General features: G+C 71.4%; 23 protein-coding genes. 9 read left to right on the top strand and 14 right to left on the bottom strand.

From position 1 onward, the window contains the following. Window positions 1-212: 212 nt before the first annotated feature. On the bottom strand, window positions 213-1364 hold the full coding sequence (locus AC3RJ7_RS16495; RefSeq protein WP_491456927.1) for a class I SAM-dependent methyltransferase: 1152 nt from the start codon (window positions 1362-1364) through the stop codon (window positions 213-215). A 111-nt stretch (window positions 1365-1475) separates the two neighbouring features. On the opposite strand from AC3RJ7_RS16495, the gene AC3RJ7_RS16490 reads away from it, so the two are divergent. Beyond that, window positions 1476-2159, top strand: coding sequence for a hypothetical protein (locus tag AC3RJ7_RS16490; RefSeq protein WP_491456926.1), 684 nt, complete (start codon window positions 1476-1478; stop codon window positions 2157-2159). A gap of 167 nt (window positions 2160-2326) precedes the next feature. Beyond that, complete coding sequence (locus AC3RJ7_RS16485) at window positions 2327-3406, top strand: ScyD/ScyE family protein (protein WP_491456925.1); 1080 nt, start codon at window positions 2327-2329, stop codon at window positions 3404-3406. A gap of 103 nt (window positions 3407-3509) precedes the next feature. On the opposite strand, the gene AC3RJ7_RS16480 is transcribed toward AC3RJ7_RS16485, so the two are convergent. From AC3RJ7_RS16480 to dnaK, 4 genes are all read right to left on the bottom strand, one after another. Further along, complete coding sequence (locus AC3RJ7_RS16480; protein WP_491456924.1) at window positions 3510-3926, bottom strand: heat shock protein transcriptional repressor HspR; 417 nt, start codon at window positions 3924-3926, stop codon at window positions 3510-3512. Between the two features lie 2 nt (window positions 3927-3928). After that, window positions 3929-4915 carry a DnaJ C-terminal domain-containing protein gene (locus AC3RJ7_RS16475; protein ID WP_491456923.1) on the bottom strand — a complete coding sequence of 329 codons (987 nt, stop codon included), beginning with the start codon at window positions 4913-4915 and terminating at the stop codon, window positions 3929-3931. Between the two features lie 128 nt (window positions 4916-5043). Further along, window positions 5044-5667: a nucleotide exchange factor GrpE gene (locus AC3RJ7_RS16470; protein ID WP_491456922.1), complete on the bottom strand. Its 624-nt coding sequence runs from the start codon at window positions 5665-5667 to the stop codon at window positions 5044-5046. A 2-nt stretch (window positions 5668-5669) separates the two neighbouring features. Further along, the gene (gene dnaK, locus AC3RJ7_RS16465) at window positions 5670-7541 is read right to left on the bottom strand and encodes a molecular chaperone DnaK (protein ID WP_491456921.1); all 1872 of its coding nucleotides are present in this window, start codon (window positions 7539-7541) and stop codon (window positions 5670-5672) included. Window positions 7542-7800: 259 nt separating this feature from the next. Between dnaK and AC3RJ7_RS16460 the strand changes: the two genes are divergently transcribed. The 3 genes from AC3RJ7_RS16460 to AC3RJ7_RS16450 all read left to right on the top strand — a co-directional run bounded on the left by AC3RJ7_RS16460 (window position 7801) and on the right by AC3RJ7_RS16450 (window position 10110). Then, on the top strand, window positions 7801-8979 hold the full coding sequence (locus tag AC3RJ7_RS16460; protein WP_491456920.1) for a GTP pyrophosphokinase: 1179 nt from the start codon (window positions 7801-7803) through the stop codon (window positions 8977-8979). 53 nt (window positions 8980-9032) lie between these two features. Beyond that, entirely contained in the window at window positions 9033-9470 is a 438-nt protein-coding gene (locus tag AC3RJ7_RS16455; protein ID WP_491456919.1) for a pyridoxamine 5'-phosphate oxidase family protein, read from the top strand. Between the two features lie 73 nt (window positions 9471-9543). Continuing rightward, the gene (locus AC3RJ7_RS16450; RefSeq protein WP_491456918.1) at window positions 9544-10110 is read left to right on the top strand and encodes a hypothetical protein; all 567 of its coding nucleotides are present in this window, start codon (window positions 9544-9546) and stop codon (window positions 10108-10110) included. 96 nt (window positions 10111-10206) lie between these two features. On the opposite strand, the gene AC3RJ7_RS16445 is transcribed toward AC3RJ7_RS16450, so the two are convergent. Next, window positions 10207-10611, bottom strand: a complete 405-nt coding sequence (locus AC3RJ7_RS16445; protein ID WP_491456917.1) for an SRPBCC family protein — start codon at window positions 10609-10611, stop codon at window positions 10207-10209. A gap of 145 nt (window positions 10612-10756) precedes the next feature. On the opposite strand from AC3RJ7_RS16445, the gene AC3RJ7_RS16440 reads away from it, so the two are divergent. After that, a complete protein-coding gene (locus AC3RJ7_RS16440) occupies window positions 10757-11515 on the top strand; it encodes a sulfite exporter TauE/SafE family protein (RefSeq protein ID WP_491456916.1) in 759 nt (252 codons plus the stop codon). A gap of 39 nt (window positions 11516-11554) precedes the next feature. Here AC3RJ7_RS16440 and AC3RJ7_RS16435 read toward each other — a convergent pair whose 3' ends face one another. From AC3RJ7_RS16435 to AC3RJ7_RS16410, 6 genes are read right to left on the bottom strand one after another with little or no spacing between them, the layout of a single operon-like run. Beyond that, window positions 11555-12382 carry an ABC transporter ATP-binding protein gene (locus AC3RJ7_RS16435; protein ID WP_491456915.1) on the bottom strand — a complete coding sequence of 276 codons (828 nt, stop codon included), beginning with the start codon at window positions 12380-12382 and terminating at the stop codon, window positions 11555-11557. Continuing rightward, window positions 12379-13266, bottom strand: a complete 888-nt coding sequence (locus tag AC3RJ7_RS16430) for an ABC transporter ATP-binding protein (RefSeq protein WP_491456914.1) — start codon at window positions 13264-13266, stop codon at window positions 12379-12381. The genes AC3RJ7_RS16435 and AC3RJ7_RS16430 overlap by 4 nt, the downstream gene beginning before the upstream one ends. Further along, window positions 13263-14135 (bottom strand): ABC transporter permease, encoded by an 873-nt coding sequence (locus tag AC3RJ7_RS16425; protein ID WP_491456913.1) that lies wholly within the window; start codon window positions 14133-14135, stop codon window positions 13263-13265. The genes AC3RJ7_RS16430 and AC3RJ7_RS16425 overlap by 4 nt, the downstream gene beginning before the upstream one ends. Beyond that, entirely contained in the window at window positions 14132-15082 is a 951-nt protein-coding gene (locus AC3RJ7_RS16420; RefSeq protein WP_491456912.1) for an ABC transporter permease, read from the bottom strand. Before AC3RJ7_RS16420 ends, AC3RJ7_RS16425 begins: the two co-directional genes overlap by 4 nt. A gap of 47 nt (window positions 15083-15129) precedes the next feature. Further along, entirely contained in the window at window positions 15130-16776 is a 1647-nt protein-coding gene (locus tag AC3RJ7_RS16415) for an ABC transporter substrate-binding protein (protein WP_491456911.1), read from the bottom strand. Window positions 16777-16808: 32 nt separating this feature from the next. Further along, window positions 16809-17990 carry a M24 family metallopeptidase gene (locus AC3RJ7_RS16410; RefSeq protein WP_491456910.1) on the bottom strand — a complete coding sequence of 394 codons (1182 nt, stop codon included), beginning with the start codon at window positions 17988-17990 and terminating at the stop codon, window positions 16809-16811. Between the two features lie 205 nt (window positions 17991-18195). On the opposite strand from AC3RJ7_RS16410, the gene AC3RJ7_RS16405 reads away from it, so the two are divergent. The 3 genes from AC3RJ7_RS16405 (at window position 18196) to AC3RJ7_RS16395 (ending at window position 21364) form a co-directional block, all read left to right on the top strand. Then, the gene (locus tag AC3RJ7_RS16405) at window positions 18196-18939 is read left to right on the top strand and encodes a FadR/GntR family transcriptional regulator (protein ID WP_491456909.1); all 744 of its coding nucleotides are present in this window, start codon (window positions 18196-18198) and stop codon (window positions 18937-18939) included. 77 nt (window positions 18940-19016) lie between these two features. Then, window positions 19017-20576: a gamma-glutamyltransferase family protein gene (locus AC3RJ7_RS16400; RefSeq protein WP_491456908.1), complete on the top strand. Its 1560-nt coding sequence runs from the start codon at window positions 19017-19019 to the stop codon at window positions 20574-20576. Beyond that, window positions 20573-21364, top strand: coding sequence for a sulfite exporter TauE/SafE family protein (locus AC3RJ7_RS16395; RefSeq protein ID WP_491456907.1), 792 nt, complete (start codon window positions 20573-20575; stop codon window positions 21362-21364). Before AC3RJ7_RS16400 ends, AC3RJ7_RS16395 begins: the two co-directional genes overlap by 4 nt. Window positions 21365-21482: 118 nt before the next feature. On the opposite strand, the gene AC3RJ7_RS16390 is transcribed toward AC3RJ7_RS16395, so the two are convergent. Continuing rightward, window positions 21483-22061, bottom strand: a complete 579-nt coding sequence (locus tag AC3RJ7_RS16390; protein WP_491456906.1) for a TOPRIM nucleotidyl transferase/hydrolase domain-containing protein — start codon at window positions 22059-22061, stop codon at window positions 21483-21485. A gap of 116 nt (window positions 22062-22177) precedes the next feature. Then, the gene (locus tag AC3RJ7_RS16385) at window positions 22178-23824 is read right to left on the bottom strand and encodes an ABC transporter substrate-binding protein (protein WP_491456905.1); all 1647 of its coding nucleotides are present in this window, start codon (window positions 23822-23824) and stop codon (window positions 22178-22180) included. Window positions 23825-23841 lie beyond the last annotated feature (17 nt).

The raw sequence follows: 23841 nt of genomic DNA, 5'->3' as shown, positions 1-23841 counted from the left end.
ACGACATCGCAATCCGCATCGGGCCGCGGCGGGAGACGCGCGCTTCTGTCTGGAGATGCAGACAGAGCGTCCGGGATCGCAGACAGTCGTTGGGCCCCGGCGGCTCGGAGAGCGAGTCGCCGGTGGTCTCGATACGGCGCTGCGCGCCTACTCGACCGACCGGGACCGACGCTGCGCGCCTACTCGACCGACCGGGCGCCGGCGCCGCGCGCCTACTCGACCGACCCGGACCCTTCCCGCCTCGAGGCGGTCACCGTGAACTTCGGGTTGCGGGCGATCTGCCGGGTCGGCCCGACCGTGCGCTCGAGCAGCGGGCGGTAGCGCAGGTGCGAGTTCCAGACGCACCACAGCTCGCCGCCCGGCTCGAGCACGCGCGCCGCGTCGGCGAAGAGGTGCGCGGCGATGCCCGTCGAGAGCGCGGCGTCGCTGTGGAACGGCGGGTTCAGCACGACGAGGCGCTCGCTCGCATCGCCGAGCCGCTCGAGTCCGTCGGCCTGCGTCACCACGACGCGGGCGGCGACGCCGTTCGCCTCGGCGGTGGCACGGGCGGATGCCGCGGCCGCCGCCGATCGGTCCGTCGCGACGACCCGCAGGCCCGGTCGTTCCCGCGCGAGCCACGCGGCCACGATCCCCGTGCCGCACGCGAGGTCGACCGCGGTCGAGGCATCCGGCATCGCCCCGCCCAGCCGGGAGAGCAGGAACCGCGTGCCGATGTCGACACCGGTGCCCGCGAACACGCCGCCGTGCGCGACGACCTCGAGCCCGAGGTCGTCGTGCCGCTCGCGGCGGGGCCACGCTCGCGCCGCACCCGGCGAACGGGCACCCGAAGCGATGAGCACCCGGGACTTCTGCCGCGCGTGCGAGACGTCGACGCGCTCGAAGTGCCCGAGCAGCACCTCGTTCATGGCGAGCGACATGTGCTTGATACGGCCCCCCGCGACGAGCACGACGTCGGATGCCGCGTGGCCGGCCACGAGCGCGGCCACCTCGTCGAGCCGGTCGAGCGATCGGGGCAGCCGTGCGAGCACGAGCCGCGCGCCCGCGACGAGGTCGTCGGCGAGGGGCAGCGAGACGACCCGGCCGGCACGGCCGAGCCGCTCGGCGTTGCGCGAGAGGGCGCGTTCGCCGGTGATCAGGTCCTGGTGCACGCGGATCGGGCGGGACGCCTCGGCTCCCGCGAGATCGGCGGCGCCGAGCGCGAGCGCGCCGTAGGCGTCGTCGACGACGACGACCGCGTCGGGCGGAGTCGCGGCGAGCCGCACGGCGGCCTCGTCGAGGACGAGCCGATCCGCCGCATCGGCGGCCTCGAGCCCGGGACCTTCGACGTCGGGATCGCGCCGCAGGGCGCCGAAGTCGATGGCCATCCCCCAAGGCTACGCGGCGGGGTCTCGCGACGCTCGCGAGCCCGCAGCCTCGGCCAGACGTCGTGGAAGCTGAGTGCGGCTTCCGGCTCGGTTTGCTACCCTCGGCTCCGCATGCGGCGAGAACAGCACGGGGGCGCGACTCGCGGCGGGCGATTCGTCCGCCGCTTCGCGGGCGTACTCGGAACGGCCGCGGTGTTCGGGCTCCTCGCGAGCGTCGCGCTCGCGCCGCAGGTGAATCCCGCCACGATCGCAGCGGCGTCCGCGGCGAGCGACGCCGCGGACTCGTTCCGCTCGGCCACCCAGTCGGTGCGGGTCGACGGCGAGGCATCCGCGACCGCCGTCTCGCACGAGTCGTACGTCGCCTCGACGGGCCCCGACACGCTCATCGCGGGCGGCACGAACCTCGACTGGGCGAAGCTCGTCATCGTCGACGGCGGCTGGCCGCTCACCGACGAGAACGTGACCTTCATGATGCGGTGGATGCGCCAGGAGAACGGCGCCGACAACTGGTGGAACCGCAACAACCCGCTCAATAACGGCATGGGCTCCGGCGGCGGCTCGGGCCTCGGCAGCTACACGACCCTCGTCGACGCGGCCTACTACGCCGCCGCGAACATCGGCTCGGGCCGGTATCCCGAGGTCGAGGCCGCGCTGGAGCGCGGCGACTCGGCCGACGCGACGGCGCAGGCGATCTGGGCCTCGCCCTGGGCGTCGAGCCACTACGGCTACGGCACCCATTGGAGCTCCCGGCCGTACGAGGTCATCGAGGCGCCCGCCTCGGCGTGGGGCCGCTGAGCCGCTGACGCCCCGCTCGCGACGCCGGCACTCACGCGAACGGGGGGTGGAGGCGCCTGCGCGACCGGAGTAGCTTCGGTCGCGGATCCGCCCACCCGAGGCTTTCCGTGCGCGCGGGAGCGCGCGTGAAGGGCGGTTCCGTGAGCCGAACAGGTCGGAGTCCACCGATGCGTCGTTCATCCATCCTCACCCTCAGCACCGTCGTCGCGATCGGCGTACTGACCGCCGTCGCCGCACCGGCGAACGCCGCACCGAAGGCGCCGAGGCCGGGCCTGCCCGCCGTGCTCGCCGAACATCTCGTCGGCCCGTTGACCTTCGATCTCTCCGCCGACGGGGTCATCACGGTCGGCCAGTCGTTCCTCGGCGAGGTGACGCGCATCGCGGGAGACACCCGGGAGACCCTGTCGGAGGGGCCCGACTCGACGGGCGTCTCGGTGCTCGGCCCCACCGTCACCTGGAGCGAGCGCGCCGGTGACGAGTTCTCGATCCAGGGGTCGTGGCTGAAGTCGAGCGGCCCCGGCGGCGACACCTCGATCGACCTGCTCGCCTGGGAGCAGGAGAACAACCCCGACGGCGAGAACTGGTACGGCTTCGAGTCGATCTCCGACGAGTGCGCGGCGACGCTGCCGCCGTTCGTGATCCCCCGCTACTCGGGGATCGTCGACACGCACGCGTACGGCACGCTGACCCTCGCCGACGCGACCTACGTCGCCGACTCCGGGATGAACGCCGTGCTGAAGGTCGTCGGCGACGAGGTGTCGACCGTCGCCGTGCTGCCGCCGCAGCCGCTCGTCGTGACCGACGAGATGCGCGTCGTCGGCGAGGCCGAGGGGCAGCCGATCGTCCTCGACGAATGCGTCGTCGGCCTGACCTACGACGCAGAGCCGGTGCCGACCGATGTCGAGATGGGCACCGACGGCATGCTCTACGTGACGACGCTGCCCGGTGCACCCGGACTCGGCTTCCCGTTCGGCTCGGTGTACCGCATCGACCCGGCGAGCGGGGACATCGAGGAGCTCGCGACCGGCTTCGTCGGGGCGACGGGACTCGCCGTCGCACCGAACGGCACGATCTTCGTCAGCGAGATGTTCGGCGGCAAGGTGTCGACGATCGCCCGCGACGGCACGGTCTCGACCTTCGCCGAGGTCGACAGCCCGGCCGGCGTCGAGTGGCAGAGCGGCAAGCTGATCGTCTCGGCCGGCGTCTTCGGCGACGGTCGGATCGTCTCCTACCCCGTCAGGGGCTGAGCGCGGGGATCCGCCGGATACGCGCCGATCGAGCGCGTTCGCGACGAGTGCGCGTGGCCGAACGCGCTTGCTCGTCGCGAACGCGCTCACTCGCGCCCGGGCGTCAGTCGCGCTCGAGCGGGCGCCAGACGACGACGGCGTTCTCGCGCCGGACGCGGGTGCCCGCCTTGAGGGTGACGACCTCGCCGGCCGAGCCGGCGGCGAACACGCGCCGCCCGGGCCGATTCAGCATCTCGTCGGCGAGCGCGCCCTCGAGCTCGCGCACGCGGGCGCGAAGGGACTGCACCTCGTCCTCGAGCCCGAGCACCCGGCGGATGCCCTCGAGGCTCACGCCCTCGCTCGAGAGCTGCGCGATCTCGCGCAGCCGGTTGACGTCGTGCATCGAGTAGCGGCGCGACTTGCCCGCGGTGCGCCCCGGCGAGACGAGCCCGAGCCGGTCGTACTGCCGCAGCGTCTGCGGGTGCATGCCCGCGAGCTCGGCGGCGACCGAGATCACGAACAGCGGGCTCGACGCGTCCACCGTCAGCCCCGGGCCTTCGCGAGCAGTTCGTCGCGCGGGTTCTCGTCGGGCAGGGCCGCGGCGAGCGCCTCGACGGCGGCCTGCGCGTCCTTCGACAGGTGCGACGGGACCGCGACCTGCACGACGGCCAGCAGGTCGCCCGTGCCCTTCTTCGTCTCGACCCCGCGGCCCTTGACGCGGAGCACCCGGCCGCTCGGGGTGCCGGGGGCGACCTTGAGCTTCACTGGGGCGCCGCCGAGCGTCGGCACCTGGATCGTCGCACCGAGCGCCGCCTCGGCGAACGTCACCGGCACGGTGACCCGCAGGTTCAGCCCGTCGCGCTCGAACACGGGGTGCTTGCGCACGTTCACGGTGAGGATGAGGTCACCGGACTCGCCGCCGTCGGGCGACGGGTGGCCCTTGCCGCGGAGGCGGATCTTCTGGCCGTCGGCCACGCCGGCGGGGATGCGCACGGTGATCGGACGGCCGTCGGCCGTCTGCAGCGTGATCTGGTCGCCCTTCGTCGCGGTGATGAAGTCGAGGGTCGTCGACGCCGTGACATCCCGGCCCTTGCTCGGGCCGCCGAAGCCGCGGTATCCGCCCGACGGCTGACCGAACCGGCCGCTGCCGAACAGCCCGCCGAGCAGGTCGTCGTAGTCGGCGCCGCCCTGCTGGAACGTGTAGCGCTGCCCGCCCTGGCCGCCGAACATGCCGCCGAAGACGTCGTCGAAGCCGCCCTGGCCGCCCGCGCCGGGCGCGGTGAACCGCGCACCCGAGCCCATCGCCCGGATCGCGTCGTACTCCTTGCGCTGCTCGGGGTCGGAGAGCACGGCGTTCGCCTCGCTGATCTCCTTGAACTTCGCCTCGGCGGCGGTGTCGCCCGGGTTCTGGTCGGGGTGGTACTTGCGTGCGAGCTTGCGGTAGACCTTCTTGATCTCCGCGTCGCTCGCGTCCTTGGAGACGCCGAGCACCTGGTAGAAGTCCTTGTCGAACCAGTCCTGACTGGCCATCGGCACCTCCTTTCTGAAAAGTCTGTCTGAATGTGGAACGCCGGTCGAGTAGCGGAGCGCATCGAGACCTGCTGAGGGGTCTCGATACGCTCCTTCGTCGCTACTCGACCGGCGGACGGATGCGCGGGCTAGGCCGCCGGCGTCTTGACGACGACCTTCGCGGCGCGCAGCTGCACGCCGCCCAGCGTGTACCCGGTCTCGACGACGTCGGCGACCGTGTCGACCTCGACCTCGTCACTGGGCTGCTGGAAGATCGCCTCGTGGCGCTGCGGGTCGAACGGCTCGCCGACCTCGCCGAACGAGGCCAGCCCGAGCTTCTCGACGGCGCCGCGCAGCTTCGCGGCGATCGTCGCGAAGGGCGAATCGCCCTCGAGGTCGCCGTGCTTCTCGGCCCGGTCGAGGTCGTCGAGCACCGGCAGCAGCACGGCGACGGCCGCGCCGACCGCGCGCTCGCGCTCGATCTCGCGGTTCGCCTCGGTGCGCTTGCGGTAGTTCGCGTACTCGGCGGTGACCCGCTTCAGGTCGGCGAGGTGCTCGTCGCTCGGCTCCTGCACCTCGGCGTTCGCCGCGTTCAGGATGTCGTCGACCGTGAGCTCGGCCTCGTCGTCGAACGAGTCGGATGCCTCGGGGGCGCCCTCTTCGGGCGCCCCGTCGGCCGCCGGCTGCCGAACCTCACCGGTCTCGGGGTCGATGCGACGCTTGTCGCGGATCACCGGCTCCTCGTCGTGGTTCTGGTTCTGCTCGTCGGTCATGGTTACTTCTTCTCGTCCTCGTCGTCGACGACCTCGGCGTCGACCACGTCCTCGTCCGAGGAGGCGTCACCGGCCTGGCCCGTCGCCGAGGCGTCCTCGCCGGCCGCGGCGGAGGCATCCGCCTGCGACTGCGCGTAGATGGCCTCGCCGAGCTTGGTCTGCGACTGCGAGAGCTTCTCGAACGCGGTCTTGACCGCGTCGTCGTCGTCGCCCGCGAGCGCCGACTTCAGCGCGTCGACGTCGCCCTGCACCTCGGACTTGACGTCGGCGGGGAGCTTGTCGTCGTTGTCCTTGATGAGCTTCTCGACCGAGTAGGCGAGCTGCTCGGCGGAGTTGCGGGTCTCGGCCGACTCGCGGCGCGCCTTGTCCTCTGCGGCGTGCTCCTCCGCCTCGCGCACCATGCGGTCGATGTCGTCCTTCGGGAGGCTCGAGCCGCCCGAGATCGTCATCGACTGCTCCTTGCCGGTGCCCTTGTCCTTCGCGGACACGTGCACGATGCCGTTCGCGTCGATGTCGAAGGTGACCTCGATCTGCGGGATGCCGCGCGGTGCGGGCGCGATGCCGGTCAGCTCGAACGTGCCGAGCGCCTTGTTGTCGCGCGTGAAGTCGCGCTCGCCCTGGAAGACCTGGATCGCGACCGACGGCTGGTTGTCGTCGGCGGTCGTGAAGGTCTCGCTCCGCTTGGTCGGGATGGCCGTGTTGCGCTCGATGAGCTTCGTCATGATGCCGCCCTTGGTCTCGATGCCGAGGCTGAGGGGGGTGACGTCGATGAGCAGCACGTCCTTGCGCTCACCCTTGAGGACGCCCGCCTGGAGGGCCGCGCCGACGGCGACGACCTCATCGGGGTTGACGCCCTTGTTGGGCTCCTGGCCGGTCTCCTTCTTGACGAGGTCGGAGACGGCCGGCATGCGGGTCGAGCCGCCGACGAGCACGACGTGCGCGACGTCGGAGAGCTTGATGCCCGCCTCGCGGATGACGTCTTCGAACGGCTTCTTCGTGCGGTCCAGCAGGTCGCTCGTCATGTTCTCGAACTCGGCGCGCGTGAGCTTCTCGTCGAGGTTCGCCGGGCCGTTCTCGGTGAGCGAGAGGTACGGGAGCTGGATGTTCGTCGACATGCTCGACGAGAGCTCCTTCTTGGCCTGCTCGGCGGCCTCCTTGAGGCGCTGCAGGGCGATCTTGTCGTTCGAGACGTCGACGCCCGTGGTCTCCTTGAACTTCTTGATGAGCCAGTCGACGATGCGCTGGTCCCAGTCGTCGCCGCCGAGGCGGTTGTCGCCCGAGGTCGCGCGGACCTGGATGGTCGAGAAGTCGTCGTCCTTGCCCACTTCGAGGAGCGAGACGTCGAAGGTGCCGCCACCGAGGTCGAAGACGAGGATGAGCTCGTCCTCCTTGCCCTTGTCGAGGCCGTACGCGAGGGCGGCCGCGGTGGGCTCGTTGATGATGCGGAGCACGTTGAGGCCCGCGATCTCACCGGCCTCCTTCGTGGCCTGGCGCTCGGCGTCGTTGAAGTACGCCGGCACGGTGATGACCGCGTCGGTGACGGTGTCGCCGAGGTACTGCTCGGCGTCGCGCTTGAGCTTCTGGAGGATGCGCGCCGAGATCTCCTGCGGCGTGTACTTCTTGCCGTCGATCTCGGCGGTCTTCCAGTCGGTGCCCATGTGGCGCTTGACCGACGCGATGGTGCGGTCGACGTTGGTGACGGCCTGGCGCTTCGCGGTCTCGCCGACGAGCACCTCGCCGTCCTTGGTGAATGCGACCACCGACGGGGTGGTGCGGAAGCCCTCGGCGTTCGCGATGACGACGGGCTCGCCGCCCTCGAGGACGCTCACCACGGAGTTCGTGGTGCCCAGGTCGATTCCAACTGCACGTGACATGTGTTTCTCCTTCTCCCCTCCCGCCGGTCGAGTCGGCGCGCAGCGCGTATCGAGACCCTTGCGAGGGATACCGGTCCGGCCTTCCTGGCCCGCGACCGAAGTCAGATGCGTCAAGACTTGAGCCTTGACGACTCAAGCCTCTCAGCGCCGATTGAACGTGTCAAGTCGACGGGGCGAAACTTGAGTGCACTTGACTCAACTCACAGCCGGCGCCCAGTATTCCCATCGATTCTCCGCCTGACGCAGTAGCCTGCCGATCATGGATGCGCGCGAGGACGACGAGCAGCTCGTCGCCGCCGAGCTCGCCCGGTACGACCGCGAGCTGCGACGGTACCGCCGGCTGCGCAGCCGCATCGAGGCCGACTTCGCGCGACGCCTCGACGCGGCCGGCTTCCGCTACTTCCAAGTGACCGCGCGGGTGAAGTCGCGCGAGTCGTTCGAGCGGAAGGTGCGTCGTGCGCCCGACCGGGAGGTGCGCGACATCCTCGGTGTCCGGGTGATCGCGCACTTCGAGGGCGACCTCCCCGCGATGGAGCAGGTCGTCCGCGAGGCGCTCATCGTCGACGACGATTCCTGGGTCGACAAGTCCGAGCTCCTCCCGATCGATGCCTTCGGGTACCGATCGGTGCAGTTCGTCGGGCAGATCGCCGACACGACCGGCGCAGGCGACGGAGCCGACGACGCCGCCGAGACCGACGCGCCGCTCGTCGAGGTGCAGCTGCGCACCGCCCTGTCCGACACGTGGTCGGAACTCGAGCACGACTTCCGCTACAAGTCCGCCCGCCAGCTTCCGCGCGAGGTCGACCGCCTCTTCGCCCTGTCGGCGGCGCTCCTCGAGCAGGCCGACGAGAACCTCGACCAGATCCGCCGTCAGGTGGAGGAGGCGCGCACGGCCGGCCCCGCCGCCCGAGGGGACGGCGGCGGCGAGCGCGGCTACATCGGCCGGTTCATCCAGTACGACGGCGACTCCCGCACCCTCGACCAGATCGTGACCGCCGCGCTCGACGTGCCCTTCGGCGTCGTGACCGGCGCGGGCCGCGAGCTGCGCAGCGTCGTCCGCGCCGCCGGCTGGCACAGGTACGAGGCGCTCGCCGACGGATTCGCCGAGTTCTCGGAGCTCGGTCGCCGACTCGCGATCGCCTGCGCGAGCACGAGCAACGACCTCATCCTGGCCGACGCCGAGCCCCAGCGCCCAGCGCGCGCGTTCCGCGGAATCGGCACGTACTGGACCGCGCTGGCGGCGGCACTGCTCGGGGGCGAGCCGATCCGCGAGAGCCGCGTCCCCGACGGCCGCCTCGCCGAGTACCGCATGGTCGCGGCCTACCTCTACGCCAACCCGGATGCCTCGGCCCTCGGCGTGCGCAGCCGCTACGGCGCGATCGCGGCACCGGTCGGCACGCTCGACGACGCGGGCTACCGGCCGATCGACCTCGGCTGAGCCCGCCCGCGCCCGCTCTTCCCGCCACCGGCCGAAGCGACCAGAATCGAAGCATGGACGAGACAACAGAGGGCCGTACGCCGACGCGATCGATGCCCCCCGAGGAGTGCTGGGAGCGCATCGCCGCCGCCCCGTACGGGCGCGTCGCCATGTCGGCGGCCGGTGAGGTCGACATCTTCCCGGTCAATCACCGCGTCGACGAGCGCGGCGAGCACCCCGTGATCGTGTTCCGCACCGCGGCCGGCACGAAGCTCCTCGAGCTCACGATCCACCACGGCGTCGCGTTCCAGGTCGACGGGTACTCCGCGACCGAGGCGTTCAGCGTGGTCGTCAAGGGCAGCGCCGAGGAGTTCGACCACGAGGCCGAGGTCGCCGCGGCCGAGGAGCTCGGCATCCGGCCCTGGGCGCCGGAGACGAAGGACCGCTGGGTGCGGATCGTCCCGACCGAGGTGCACGGGCGCTCATTCGAACTCGCGACCGGGCACCTCTGAGCCGAATGGGGCGCGTGCCGTATCGGGGACGCCCCTGAAGTCGGCGGTGCTTCCGAGCCGTAGACTCCGAGCCATGCGCCGTTCCCTGCAACGCCTCACCGTTCCCGCCGTCGCCGCATTCATCGTGCTCGGGCTCAGCGCCTGCACGCCGTCCGCGCCGGACGACGTCGCGGGTCCCACCGCGGAGCCGACGGCGTCGACGACCCCCGACCCCACGGCGACGGAGACCCCCGTGGCGACCGAACCGGCGGACGCCGCCACGTGCGAGACCGTGCTCATGGACGAGGCGTACGCGAGGCTCGAGTCCGACGGGCTCACCCCCCGCGACCCGATCGCGCACGCCGCGTTCATGAGTGAGATGCTCGACGCGGGTGCGCTCGGCTGCCGCTGGGGCAAGGAGGCCACCGACCTCTCGCTCGACGTCGCGCAGCTGCCCGTCGACGAGACGACGTGGCCCGAATGGGAGGCGGCGCTCGCGGCGGCCGGCTACACGCTCACCGACGACCCGGTGCCCGGCGCCTACACCGGCCCCGCAGACCCCGGCTCCGGCGTGAGCCCGGTGGTCGTCAAGACGGACGACGCGATCACGTACGTGGGCGCGCCCGCGTTCGCCGGCTGGATCGCCGCGACCGGGCAGTAGACCCGCCCCGATCACCTGCCCGGGCGCTGGTTCGAACCGGCGACCGGGTGACGAGCGAGGGCACCCCGGCGACGAGTCCGGGGCGCCCGTTGCCGGTCAGTGTTCGCGCTCGACGAGGTCGATCAGGCCGGCCAGATCGGAGGCGAGCACCTCGTCCAGGCCAGCCATGCTCTCCGCGAGTTCTGCCGACTGCGGCCCGTCGAACCATCCATGCAGTTCCAAGCGGCTGCCGGTGCCGTCGGGATGCGACTCGTGGCGGACCGTCAGGGAGCCGCCCTCGAAGAAGACGGTGTCCTGGAAGACCGACCCGGGAACGACATCGCTGATCATCATCGGGGTCTCGTCGCCTTCGCGGGTCTTCATGACCCCGCGGGCGCCGGGACGCACCGGCCCGTCGAGCCGGATGTACTCCATGCCGGGAGCCCACTCCGGATGGGTTTCCACGTCGCACCAGCGGGCATGGAAGTGTTCGGGCGCGACTCGCGAGCGCGCCGAGATCACCGGAAGTCTCTGCATGGGTCGCAATGCTACCGATGGGTGCCGCTCGACGAATGCGGCCGGCGGCGATTCGTGGTGCGGATCGCCGCCGAACGGAGACCCGTCCGAACTGATTGAATCGAAGGATGCGCCGAACCGTGACCACCCGATGAACCCGCTCGAATTCCTCGCGCTCACGGGCGGCGGCATCATCGCCGGCATGATCAACTCGGTCGTCGGCTCGGGCTCGCTCGTGACCTTCCCGATGCTGCTCGCCTTCGGCTACCCGCCCGTGCTCGCGAACGTCACGAACAACGTCGGCGTGCTGCCCGCATCGCTGACGGCCACGATCGTCGGCCGCTCCGCGTTCGCGGGCGAATGGCGCCGGCTCGCGCTCTACCTCTGCTTCTCCGCCACGGGCGGCGTCGCCGGTGCGCTCCTGCTGCTGCAGCTGCCCAGCGAGGCCTTCGACATGATCGTGCCGGTGCTCATCGTGCTCGCGCTGCTGCTCGTCGTGTTCGGGCCGTGGATCCGGCGCTGGACCGCGAGGCTGCACGGCCAGGCCGAGCATCGCGACCACCCGGCCGCGACGATGGCCGTCGCCGGGCTCACCGCGGTGTACGGCGGCTACTTCGGCGCCGCGCAGGGCGTGCTGCTCATCGCGCTGCTCTCCATCACCATGGCCGGCTCGCTCGTGCGTGCGAACGCCTACAAGAACGCCATGGCCACGACCGCCAACCTCGCCGCGGCGATCGTCTTCGTGTTCGTCACCGAGATCGCCTGGCTCGCGGCACTCGCGATCGCGATCGGCGCGTTCGTCGGCGGCGCACTGGGAGGGCGATACGGGCGGTACATCCCGCAGACGGCCTATCGCGTCGTTATCGTCGTGATCGGCCTCGCCGCGCTCGCGTGGTTCATGGTGCGGTAGGGCGGTCGGCGCGGCGGGCGACGCCGAGCGGCACTGCGCTCAGACCGTCATCACGAGCGCGTCGAGCGCGCCCGGTTCGCGCCAGTGCGCACTCGGGATGCTGTCGCGCAGCCGCCGCGTGTACGCCTCGGCCGGGTCGTCGAGCACGGCCCCCGTCTCCCCCTGCTCGACGACCCGGCCGTGGTGCAGCACGACGACGTCATCGGTGAGCTGGCGAACGACGGCCAGGTCGTGCGAGATGAGCAGGTAGGCCGTGCCCAGCTCCTCGCGCAGTTCGGCGAGCAGGTTGAGGATCTGCGCCTGGATCGAGATGTCGAGCGCCGCGACGGCCTCGTCGAGGATGATGAGGCGCGGCTCGACGGCGAGCGCGCGAGCGATCGCCACCCGCTGACGCTGGCCGCCCGAGAGCCCCGTCGGGCTGCGATCGAGCTGCCCCGGGGTGAGGCCGACCAGATCGCCGAGCTCGCTCGCCCGCGCGGTGACGTCGATGCCGCGCGGCGGATGGAGGCGAAGCACCTCGACGAGGCATGAGCGCACGCTCTGCCGCGGGTCGAGCGAGCCGTACGGGTCCTGGTAGACCATCTGCACGAGCTTCGCCCGTCTCAGGCGCTCGGAACGGGACCGCGGTTTCGCCGTCATGTCCTCGCCGTGCACCCGCACCCGTCCGCTCGTGGGCGTATCGAGGCCCATGATGATGCGGGCGAGCGTCGACTTGCCCGAGCCCGACTCACCGACGATGCCGAGGTCGCGACCGGCGCGCATCGTGAACGAGACGCCGTCGACCGCGACGGTCTTGCGGCCTCGTCTCGTGAACACGCGGCGGACGTCGTCGACCTCGACGGTGGGTGCCTCCCGCTCCTCGATCATCGTGCGTCCCCTTCATCCGTCGTGCCACCGGCCGGGCCCTCGGCGAGCAGGAATCGCTCACGGTCGGCCGTCGTGATCATCGGGAGCCGCGGCCGTCGCGCATCGACGCTCGGACGCGACCGCAGCAGGGCGAGCGTGTACGGATGCTTCGCGCCCCCGTGCAGGTGCTCGGCGGCGACCTCCTCGACGATCCGGCCGCGGTACATCACGCAGACGCGGTCGCAGAGCGCCCCGGCGAGTTCGAGATCGTGCGTGATGAAGATCGTGCCGAGGCCGCGGTCGCGCGTCGCCCGGCGCAGGATCGCCGCGATCTCGGCCTGCCTGGTGACGTCGAGCGCGGTCGTGGCCTCGTCGGCGAGCATCAGCCTCGGATCGGTGGAGAGCGCCGCCGCGATGACGGCCCGTTGAAGCATGCCGCCCGACAACTGGTGCGGATACTCGGCCAGTCGCTGCGCGGGTTCGGCGATGCCGACCTCGCCGAGGAGTTGCTCGGCCCTGGCGTACGCGGCGGCGCGAGGCATCCCCGTCGTCGTTCGCAACCCCTCCGTGACGTACTCGCCCACCGTCGTCACGGGGTTGACCGACGCGCGCGGGTCCTGGAACACCATGCCGAGCTCGCCCGCGCGGAACCGCGCGAGCTCGCGGGGCCGGAAGGCGAGCACGTCGCGGCCGTCGAAGCGGATGCGCCCGCTGACGCGGGCCGATGCCGGCAGGAGGCGCGCGATGGCGTTGACCGTCGTCGACTTGCCCGAGCCCGACTCGCCGATGAAGCCGACGATCTCCCCCGGCGCGACGGTGAACGAGACGCCGTCGAGCGCCCGCACCCATTCGTTGCCGTCGAACAACTCGACGGCGAGGTCGTCGACCTCGAGCAGTCCGGTCATCGTCCCTCCTGGTTCAGGCTGATCCGGTCGGCGAGACGGTCGCCGAGCAGTGACACCGCGCCGACGACGATGACGATCGCGAGGCCCGCGAAGGTCGCTTCCTCCCAGTAGCCCTGCAGCACGCCGCGCTGGCCCTCGGCGACCATGAGACCCCAGTCGGACTCGGGCGGCTGCACGCCGAGGCCGAGGTAGGAGAGCGCAGCGAGGTCGACCATCGCGTAGCCGAACGAGATCGTCGACTGTGCGAGCACGGTCGGCATCACGGCGGGCAGGAGGTGTCTCACCGCGATGCGGGTGTGCGACTGCCCGACCGTGACGAGCGCGCTCATGTACGGCAACGCCATCTCGCCGACGGCGACGCTGCGCACGATCCTCGCGATGAACGGGATGTAGGCGATCGCGAGGGCGAGCACCGCGGTGGTGAAGCCGGGTCCGAGCACCGACACCATGAGGATCGCGAGCAGGAGCCCCGGGAAGGCGAAGCCGATGTCGAAGATGCGGCTGAGCACGCGGTCGACGACGCCACCCGCGATCGCGGCGACGAGCGCCAGGGCGGTACCGACGACGGCCGCCACGAGGACCACCACGGCAGGGCCGAGCAGGCTCGTGCGGGCACCGTAGAGCAACCGGCTCAGGATGTCGCGGCCGGAGCCGTCGGTGCCGAGGGGAGCGCCGGGCTCCATCGGCCGATAGGTGTAGTCGAAGTTCACCTCCGTCGGATCGTACGGGGCGAGCAGCGGCGCGAGGATCGCGGCGAGCACCGCGAGCACGACGACCGCGGCGGCGATCGTGCCGGCGACTCCGAGCCCTCGGCCGATGCGCTTGCGGCGACGGCGGAGGCGGATCGCCTCGAAGACGGCGGTGGTCATGCGGAGATCCCCTGACGCTCGCGCACCCGCGGGTCGACGACGACCTGGATGACGTCGATGACGAGCACGACGATGACGACCGCCGTGATGAGCAGCAGGCAGATCGCCTGCACCACCCCGAAGTCCTTCTTCGCGACCGCCTCCGTCAGCAGCGCCCCGATGCCGTCGAGGGCGAAGGCGCGCTCGACCACGACCGAGCCGACGATGAGGCTCGTGAGCGTGAGGCCGACGACCGTCGCGACCGGGGTGAGGCCGTTGCGCAGGATGTGCCGGCTGATGATCGTGCCCCGCGGCACACCTCTGGCGACTGCGGCCTTCACCTGGTCGCGGGCGGCCTCCTCGCGCAGTGCCGCACGGGTCACCCGGATCACGTACGACCCCGAGGCGAGCGTGAGCGCGATGACCGGGAGCGTGAGGTGGTAGATCCGGTCGAAGAACCCGTCGCCGGGGCCGAACGCCGGGAACCAGCCGAGCCCGACCGCGAACACGGAGATGAGCACCGACGCCGCGACGAACGACGGGATCGCCACCCCGATCGAGGTGCCGGCGAGGATCACGTCGCTCGACGCCCGCCGCGACAGTGCCGCGACGATGCCGAGTCCGACGCCGAACACCACGATCACGACGAGCGCGTACCCGATGAGCATGGTCGTGGTCGCGAGGCGCGGCCCGAGCAGGCTCATCACGTCGTCGCGGTAGGTGATGGAGCGACCGAGGTCGCCGGTCACCACGTCCCCGAGCCACGCGAACCATCGCACGAGGAACGGGTCGTCGAGGTGGTACTGCTCGCGCAGGGCGGCGATCGCCTCGTCGCTCAGGGTGCGGTTGCCGATGAGGTAGCTCAGCGGGTCGCCCGGTGCGAGGTACAGCGCCCCGAAGATGAGGAACGAGGAAACGAGGAGGGTCGCCATTCCCTCGAGGATCCGGATGGCGATGAAGCGGGGCATGGCGGCCCTCCTGGTCGGGGTTCGCGGGTCGAGTACGGGGACGGGCGTTACTTCGCGCCGATCCCCGCCGCCCACGGGTAATAGAGGAACGCGAGCGAGGCGGTGGCGCCGGTGATGCGATCGCTCATGTACATCCGCATGCCCGGGTTCACGAGGTTGATCAGCCCGGTGGCGTCGACGAGCCCCGCCTGCGCCTCGACGAGGGAGGCGGCACGGGCGTCGTCGTCGATCTCGCCGAAGCCCGCGGCGACGTTGTCGGTGACGCTCGGCTCGTCGAGCAGACCGTAGTTGTAGGCGCTCAGCGGGGTGAACTCACTGAGCGAGACGATCGGGTCGGCGACCCCCGCCCCGTATTCGTTCACGATGAAGGCGTCGTACTCGGCACGGGCCGCCGCGTCGAAGTAGAGCGCGTTGAAGCTCGTGACGGGCAGGGTGCTCGTCTTCACGTCGATGCCGATCGCCTTGCCCGCGGCCACGAGCAGTTCGGCGGCCTTGTTGTCGGACTCGGTCTCGGCGGGAAGCGCGACGGTGATCGACTCCCCCGTGAGGCCCTGCTCGTCGACGAGGTTCTTGGCGGCATCCAGATCCTGCTCGGGCGAGGGCAGGGCGTCCGCGCCCTGCTGCCAGATCTCCTTCGAGTAGCCCCAGGCGCCGGGCTGGATCGGGCTGAGCGAGGCGGTCGCGGTGCCGCGGTAGACCGTGTCGGCGAGCGCGGCGCGGTCGTAGGCCAGGCTGAGCGCGCGTCGGAGGTCGGGGTTCTGGAACGGCCCGTCCTTCTCGGTCGGGCGGACCGCCGTCCAGTCCGTGCTGGCGCCGAGGTAGAAGGTGCCCGAGTCGGAGTCCATGAGCGGCTCGGTCGCCGAGAGCGGCACCCGGTAGGTGCCGTCGATGTCGCCCGAGAGCAGACTCGAGGCGATGGTGGACTCGTCGGTGACGAACGTGAGGGTGGCCGATTCGGCGAGGGCCGCGCGATCCGCGTTCCAGTAGTCGGCGTAGCGTTTCATCGTGATGCTCGTGCCGGGCTTCCAGGCGTCGAACTCGAAGGGCCCGGTGCACATGACGCCGCCGGTGGCGGTGCCGTACGACTCGCCGGCCTGCTGGACGTAGGCCTTCGACCCGATGACGCCCGCGGCGGTCGCGAGGATGCGCTCGAAGAGGGCGTCGGGTTCGGTGAACGTGACGGTCACCTCGAGGTCGCCAGTCTGCTCGATCGAGGCGACGCGATCGTAGAAGGGCACGCCCCAGTAGGAGGCGGCCGCGTCGTCGAGGTGGCGCTCGAGGCTGAAGACGACGTCCTCGGCGGTGAGCGGGGTGCCGTCCCAGAAGGTGACGCCGTCGCGGATCGTGAACACCATCGTGGTGTCGTCGGGCCGATCGACCTTCTCGGCGAGGCCGGGCTCGAGCGAGAAGTCGGGGCCCTGCAGCATGAGGCTCTCGCACATGTTCGCGAGGGCGGTGTTCTCGGAGTCGCTGTAGGCGTAGATCCAGTCGAGTGAGGCCGGCTCGCCGCTCGTGAGGTTCCAGGTGAAGTGGTCGATCGGCCCCGACGCGGCGGGAGTCGTGGTGACCATCTCGAGGTCGAGCTTCGTGGCGGATTCGCTGGGCCGGGGACGTTCGCCCGAGCAGGCGGCGAGGGCGACCGCGAGCGGGATCACGACGGCGGCGGCGGCGATGCGGTGCGTGGTGCGGAACATGCGGAACTCCTTCGGGGGTGCGGGAGCGTGGGTTACCAGAGGTCGAGGACGGGGGCGAGGTCGACCGCCCCGTCGTCGGTCACGACGACGTTGCGTTCGAAGGTGGCGGCGGTGCCGCCGAGGACGACGAACCGCTCGAGCGCGAGCGTCATGCCCGCCTCGATGGGCCGGTCGTTCTCCGGACGGATCCAGGGCGCCTCGAATCCGAGGCCGAGGCCATGGCCCCCGGCTTGGAACTCGGCGCGTTCGAAGTCGTAGCCGCCCTCGGCGAGCAGCTCGTCGGCTGCGCGGGCGACATCGCCGACCGTCGCACCGGGCCGGGCCGCCGCGACCGCGGCGTCGACCGAGGTGCGGGCGAGCCGGAACGCCGCCTCCTGCGCGGCGGTCGGCTCGGCACCGACGACCCGGCTGCGAGCGAGGTCGAAGAAGTACCCGCGGTAGGCGCCGCTGAGGTCGACGGTGAAGAGGTCGCCGGGCTGCAGTTCACGGTTCGAGTACGTCGGCGGTGCGGGGATGCCGGGCGTCTCGGCGCCGAAGGTGTAGACGAAGGCGTTCGCCATCACGGCCTCGTGGCGGGTGAGTTCCGCGACCATCGCCGCGACCGCGTCGGTTTCGCGACCGCCGGGCACGAGCTGCTCGGCGCCCGCGGCGAGCGCGAAGTTGGCGATGGCGCCGGCCCGCTGCAGGCGCGCGATCTCGGCGGGCGACTTGATCGACCGCACATGCTCGACGAGGTCGTCGACGAGGACGAGGTCTCCGGAGCGCACTCCGCTCGTGCACTCGTCGACGGCAGCGAGCTGGCGGGCGGTCATGGTGTCCGAGCCGGCGACGCCGACCCGGAGCCCGCGACCGCCCTGCAACACCTGACCGACGAGGTCGGCCAGGCGGCCGCCCGTCCGGCCGTCGAGCGCGAGGTGGGCGGTCGTGCCCACCGGTTCGGCGTCGGCGTCGTCGGAGCAGAGCGCGACCCCGTCGTCGGTGATCACGACGGCGGCGTAGCCGCGATCGGCCCAGACGCCGGGCAGGTCGCGGATGGTCGGGAAGACCGGGTAGTGACCGCAGAGATAGAGCACGTTGCCGTACCGCTCGACGGTGCCGCCGCCCCGGCCCCACACCACGAGGGCATCGACCCCCGCCTCGGTCATGCGCGCCCGGACGGCTCGGATCCTGGACTCGTACTCGTCCGCGGTGATCGGCTCTTCGACGACAGACACCCGACAACTCCTTCGTTGAGCTACTTGACTGCTGGTCAGTTTGTAGGACTATTGGTGAGAGAGTAGCCGCGCGGCGGCGACGCGTCAACGCCTTCGGCTCGAGCGGGTGAAATCATGTAGCACCCGGTTGCGAGCGCCGGGCCGGCGCAGCCGGGCGATGCCGCGAGGACCGCGAACTGCTTGAATCGACTCGGAGGGGAACCGCATGGATTGGTCGGAGATCGAACGGGAACGATCGCTGTCGGTACCCGACCGGCTGTCGATCACCCTCGAGCGCCTCATTCTCGACGGCACGCTGCAGCCCGGCGAGAAACTGCCGCCCGAGCTCGAGCTGACCGAACGACTCGGCGTCTCGCGGGTCTCGCTCCGCCAGGCACTGCACGAACTCGAGCGACGCGGCCTCATCGACCGCAAGCCCGGCCGAGGCACCGTCGTGCTCTCGCCCTCCGACGCGCGCGATGCCTCGAGCGCCGCACTCGGGGGCGTGCTGCGCTCGAGTGATCCCGAGATCGCGCACATCCTCGAGTTGCGCTCGATCATCGAACCGCCGATGGCCGCGCTCGCGTCGCAGCATGCGACGGAGCGCGACCTCGTTCAACTCGAGCACCTCGTCGCGGCGATGGCGTCGCCCGAATCGCGCGAGCACTACGCGGAGCTCGATCGGGCATTCCACCAGGCCATCGCCCAGTACACGCACAACCCCCTGCTCGCGATGCTCAACGAGCAGATCGCCAACCTCATCGCACCCAGCCGTTCGACCGCGCTGCAGACGCAGGAGCGCCGCGACACCTCCACCGCGGCGCACCGGCGGATTCTCGCGGCCATCGCCGCCGGCGACGCGGAGGCTGCCCAGCACGAGGCATCCGCACACATCGCCGCCGTGCACGAGCAGATCGTCCACGCCGAGCGCGCCCTGCGGAACGGGCGACTCGAGACCGGACTCGACTGAGCGACCGCCGTGCCCGCCGAACGATCGCGTCGCGCCTGCGTTGACTCTGGTCAGACCATCTGTCAATCTTGACCGACATGAGCACTCTCTCCGGCGCCGTCGCCACCTCGCACCACCTCGCCACCGAGGCGGGTGCGGCCATGCTCCGGGCCGGCGGCAACGCGATCGACGCGGCCATCGCCGCGGCGGCGGCGCTCTGCGTCGTCTACCCGAACAACGTCGCGCTCGGGGGCGACCTGGTCGCGCTCGTGCGCAGCCCCGACGGCGTGATCCGCTTCGTCAACGCCACCGGACGAACTCCCGCCGCGCAGACGCTCGACGCGCTCCGCGAGCGCCACGGCGACGCCCTGCCGAAGCGGGGCGTCGACACGATCACGGTTCCCGGCGGCGTGCGCGGCTGGCAAGCGCTCGCAGAGCTCGGCGGACGGCTCGACTGGGCCGACCGGCTCGAACCCGCCCGGCGCCACGCGCGCGACGGCGTTCCCACCGCGCTCTCGGTGAGCCGCGCCATCCGCGACGATCACGACGCCCTCGCGGCCGACCCGGGCTGCCGCGCCGTCTTCCTCCCGGGCGGCGCACCGCTCGACGAGGGCGCGCCGCTCGTGCAGCCGGCACTCGCCGACACGCTCGACCGCCTCGCCGAGCGCGGGCCCGACGAGTTCTACGAGGGCGACGTGGCCGCGCGCTGGATCGCCGGCCTCGCCGCGCTCGGCAGCCGCATCACCGAGCAGGATGCCGCAGCGTATCGCCCCGTCGTCGAAGACCCCCTCCGGGCGGAGGCGTTCGGCGTCGAGGTCGTCACCGCGCCGCCGAACACGCAGGGCTTCTCACTGCTCCGCACGGTGAAGGGCCTCGCCGGGCGCGGCCTCGCCGACCCCCTCGGGGCCGAGGCGACCGACCTCGCCGAGCTGTTCCACGCGGCGAACCGGGTGCGGACGGCTTGGCTGTGCGACCCCGACGTCGCACCGCTGACCGCCGACGAGCTCATCGCGGTCGACGCGCCGCCCGAGGCGGTCGACGCGCGCCCGGCCCACGGCGACACGGTCGGGCTCACGGCCGTCTCGTCCGACGGCTGGGCGGTCTCGCTCGTGCAGTCCGTGTACTGGGCCTTCGGCGCGTGCGTGCTCGAACCCTCGACCGGCATCCTGTTCCAGAACCGGGGCACCTCGTTCTCGCTCGACCCCGCGCATCCCGCGGCGTTCGCGCCCGGCCTGCGTCCGCCGCACACGCTCATGCCCGTGCTCGTGCTGCGCGACGGCGAGCTGCTGCAGGCGCAGGCGACGATGGGCGGCCAGGCCCAGCCCCAGATCCACGCCCACCTGCTGCTGCGCACGCTCGCCGGCGCCTCCGCCATCGAGGCGACGAGTGCGCCGCGCTGGGTCGTCGGCGCGCAGGACGACGGCGACACGGCGACCACGGTCACCGTCGAATCGGATGTCGCGGCTGCGGCCCGCGCGGCGCTCGACGCGGATGCGCGATTCGACGTCAAGATCGTGCGGCCGCGCGACGAGGGCCTCGGGCACTCCAACCTGATCCGCGTGACCTCCGACGGCTTCGACGCGGCGAGCGACCCCCGCTCCGACGGTTCCGCGATCGTCGTCTGGTCCTCGGCCTCGAGCGAGGGGGCCACCCGATGACCGTCGAGCAGACCGACCGCCGCCCACTCCTCGCGCTCATCGGCATCGGCCTCGTCGCCGGCTACCTCTCCGGCCTCTTCGGCGTCGGCGGCGGGGTCGTCGTCGTGCCGCTGCTCATGCTGCTCGGCGTCGACCAGCGGCTCGCCGCCGGCACGTCCACGGCCGCGATCCTGCCGACCGCCGTCGTCGGTGCCGTCAGCTACGGCATCACGGGCCACGTCGACTGGATCGCCGCCGCCCTCATCGCGGTCGGCGTCGTCTTCGGCGCGCAGCTCGGCACCTGGCTGCTCGCCCGCCTGCCCCGCGACATCCTGTTCTGGTCGTTCCTCGCGTTCCTCGCGGTGGTCGGCGTGAGCCTCTGGCTCGTCGTGCCGCAGCGCGACGCCGCGATCGAGCTCGGGGTGCTCACGGGCGCGCTGCTCGTGGTCGCGGGCCTGCTCACCGGCGTGCTGTCGGGGCTCATGGGCGTCGGCGGGGGCATCATCCTCGTGCCGATCCTGATGTTCTTCTTCGGCGCGAGCGATCTCGTGGCCAAGGGCACGTCGCTCGCGATGATGGTGCCCGGCTCGATCTCGGGCACGATCGGCAACCTGCGCCGCAACAACGTCGACCTGCGGATGGCGGCCGCGATCGGCATCGCGGCGTGCCTCGTGTCGCCGCTCGGCACCCTCACGGCGCAGGCGATCTCGCCGTTCGCCTCGAACGTCGCCTTCTCGCTGCTGCTCGCGTTCGCCGCGTGGCAGCTCATCCAGAAGCACGTGAAGGCGAAGCGGGCCGCGGCGAGCTGACGTCGCGTCGGCGGCGGTTCCGAGGAGATCTGCCGAACTGAGGAGGGGAACCCGCCGGCGGGCCCTCGGAACGGCAGATCGCCTCGGTATCGCGGCGGCATCGTCGGCCGACCGAACCTCAGCGCGCGACCGCGGCGGCGACGAGGCCCGACATCGCGGGCGGGATGCGCCCGGCCTCGAGCGCGGCGACCATGATCGGCGCGAACTGCGCCTTGCGGCCCGCGTGCGTACCCATGAACCGGCGCAGCTGCGCCTCGACGGCCCGCTCGCGCTGGAACGGCTGGTGCTGGAAGGTGCGGAACCTGCCGAGTTCGCCGTGCTCGGCGAGCAGGTCCTCGACGCGGTCGACGCCGAGCGCCCGGATGAGCTCGCCCTCGAGGTCGGGCTCGCACGCGAAGAATCCCGTCGCCTCGAGCGGGGCGCCGGGGCGCCCGAGCCCCGAGTCGTCGACGACCCTGCGCACGTAGGCGACCTCGCCGGCGTCGAAGAGCCCGAGGACGCGTCGCGGCACGGACTCGCGCGCGAGCGCCGCGAGGTGGTGGCGCAGGTTCGTCACGCCGCCCATCGGCACGACCGCCGCGTCGGCGGCCGGCAGGTCGGCATCGAGGCGCGCCGCGAGCGCCTCGAGGGCGAGCCGGTCGCTCTCCCCCTCGACGAGCACCACCGTGGATGCCTCGACGAACACCATGTCGTGCATGTGCCGACCCTACCCGGGGTGACGTGATGGGGGTACGGCGAAGGGCCCGGCCGGGTGGCCGGGCCCTTCGCGGGGTGGTCTCGATACGGCGCTGCGCGCCTACTCGACCGACCGATTCACTCGGTTCCGCCGAGGAACGCGGCCCACGGGTAGTAGGTGTACGCGAACGCGGCGGGCGCGCCCGTGATGCGCTTGTTCATGAAGACGTCGTTGTCGAGCGCGACGCCCGGGAACATCGGGCCCATCTCGTCGTGGAGCGTCTCCTCGATCTGCACGACGAGGGCGGAGCGCTCGGCCTCGTCCTCGGTCGCGACGGCCTGGTAGTAGAGGTCGTCGACGCCGCTGTAGCCGGACTGGTTGAAGAGGCCGCCGGTGACCGCGGTCGCCGCGATCCAGTCGAGCGGGTTCGGCACGCCCGGCCAGAACTGCGTGTAGAGCAGGTCGGTGTCGCCGCGCGTCGCCGGGTCGTACAGGTAGTTCGAGTAGCCGGTGGCCGGCACGACCTCGAGCTCGAAGTTCAGGCCGATCTTGTCGGCCGCGTCCTTGATCGCGACGCCGAGCTGCTGCGTCTCCGCCTGCTGGGGCACGACGAGGCTGATCGAGTCGGCCTTCACGTCGGCCGGCAGCCCGTCGACGATCTCCTTCGCCGCGTCGAGGTCGGGCGTGCCGTCGGTCGCGACCGAGTCGGCGTACTCGGTGAGCTCGTCGGTCGCGAAGCCGTAGGCCGCGGGCGGCGTCTGCAGCGCCGACGGCGTGCCCAGGCCGCCGTAGACCTGAGTGCCGATGCCCTTCCAGTCGATCGCGAGCTGCAGGGCCTTGCGCACCTCGGCATTCGCCGCGGGGCCGTCGGGGTTCGCGAGCACGAGCGTCGTCTCGAGCGGGGCCGGGCCCGTGTAATAGCTGCCGACGCCCGAGGCCTGCAGCTGCGCGACGCCCGAGACGGGCACGCCGAACGTGCCGTCGAGCTGTCCCGACTGCAGGCCCGAGGTGATCGCCGCGTCATCGGTGAGGAAGGTGAACTCGATCTCCTTCACCTTCGGCTGCCGCGTCTCGTCCCAGTAGCCGTCGTACCGCGTGGCGGTGATCGACTGGCCCTGGGTCCACTTCTCGAACTGGAACGGTCCCGTGCACATGACGCCGGTGTCGGGGGCGCCGAACGCGTCGCCCGCCTCCTCGGCGAACTTCTGCTGCACGACGACGCCCGCGTAGTTGGCGAGCTCCTCGTTGAACAGGTAGTCGGGGTTCTTGAGGTGCACGGTGACCTGGTGGTCGCCCGTCTTCTCGATCGAGTCGACGTTGAAGTACAGGTAGTTGTAGAAGCTCGTCGGGTCGGTGAGGTTGCGGTTCAGGCTGTAGACCACGTCGTCGGCCGTCATCGGGGTGCCGTCCCAGAACGTCACGTCGTCGCGCAGCTCGTACACCCAGGTCAGCGGGTCGGGGTTCTCGTACGACGTCGCGAGGTTCGGCTCGATCTCGAACTCGGGCGTCTGCGCGAGCAGGGTCTCGCACATGTTCGAGTTGATCATGTTCGGCGTGTAGTCGGCCGACCGGTACGGGTCGATGGTCTGCGGCTCGCCCTGGAAGACGTTCCAGGTGACCTTGTCGACCTCGCTCGTCGCGGCCGGGGTGAAGGTGGTCAGCTCCTCGGCACCCTGGCTCGGCGACGTCGTCGAGCCGCCGGCGGTGCAGGCGGTCAGTGCGGCGACGGCGAGCAGGCCGACGCCGGCGGCGGCTGCGCGGGTGCGCCTCGTGGTGATGTGCATGGCGGTGCTCCTGGTTT

It is taken from the genome of Agromyces solani (assembly GCF_058349925.1).
The sequence above is the reverse complement of the archived record's forward strand: the minus strand, read 5'-3'. Positions and strand labels throughout refer to the sequence as shown.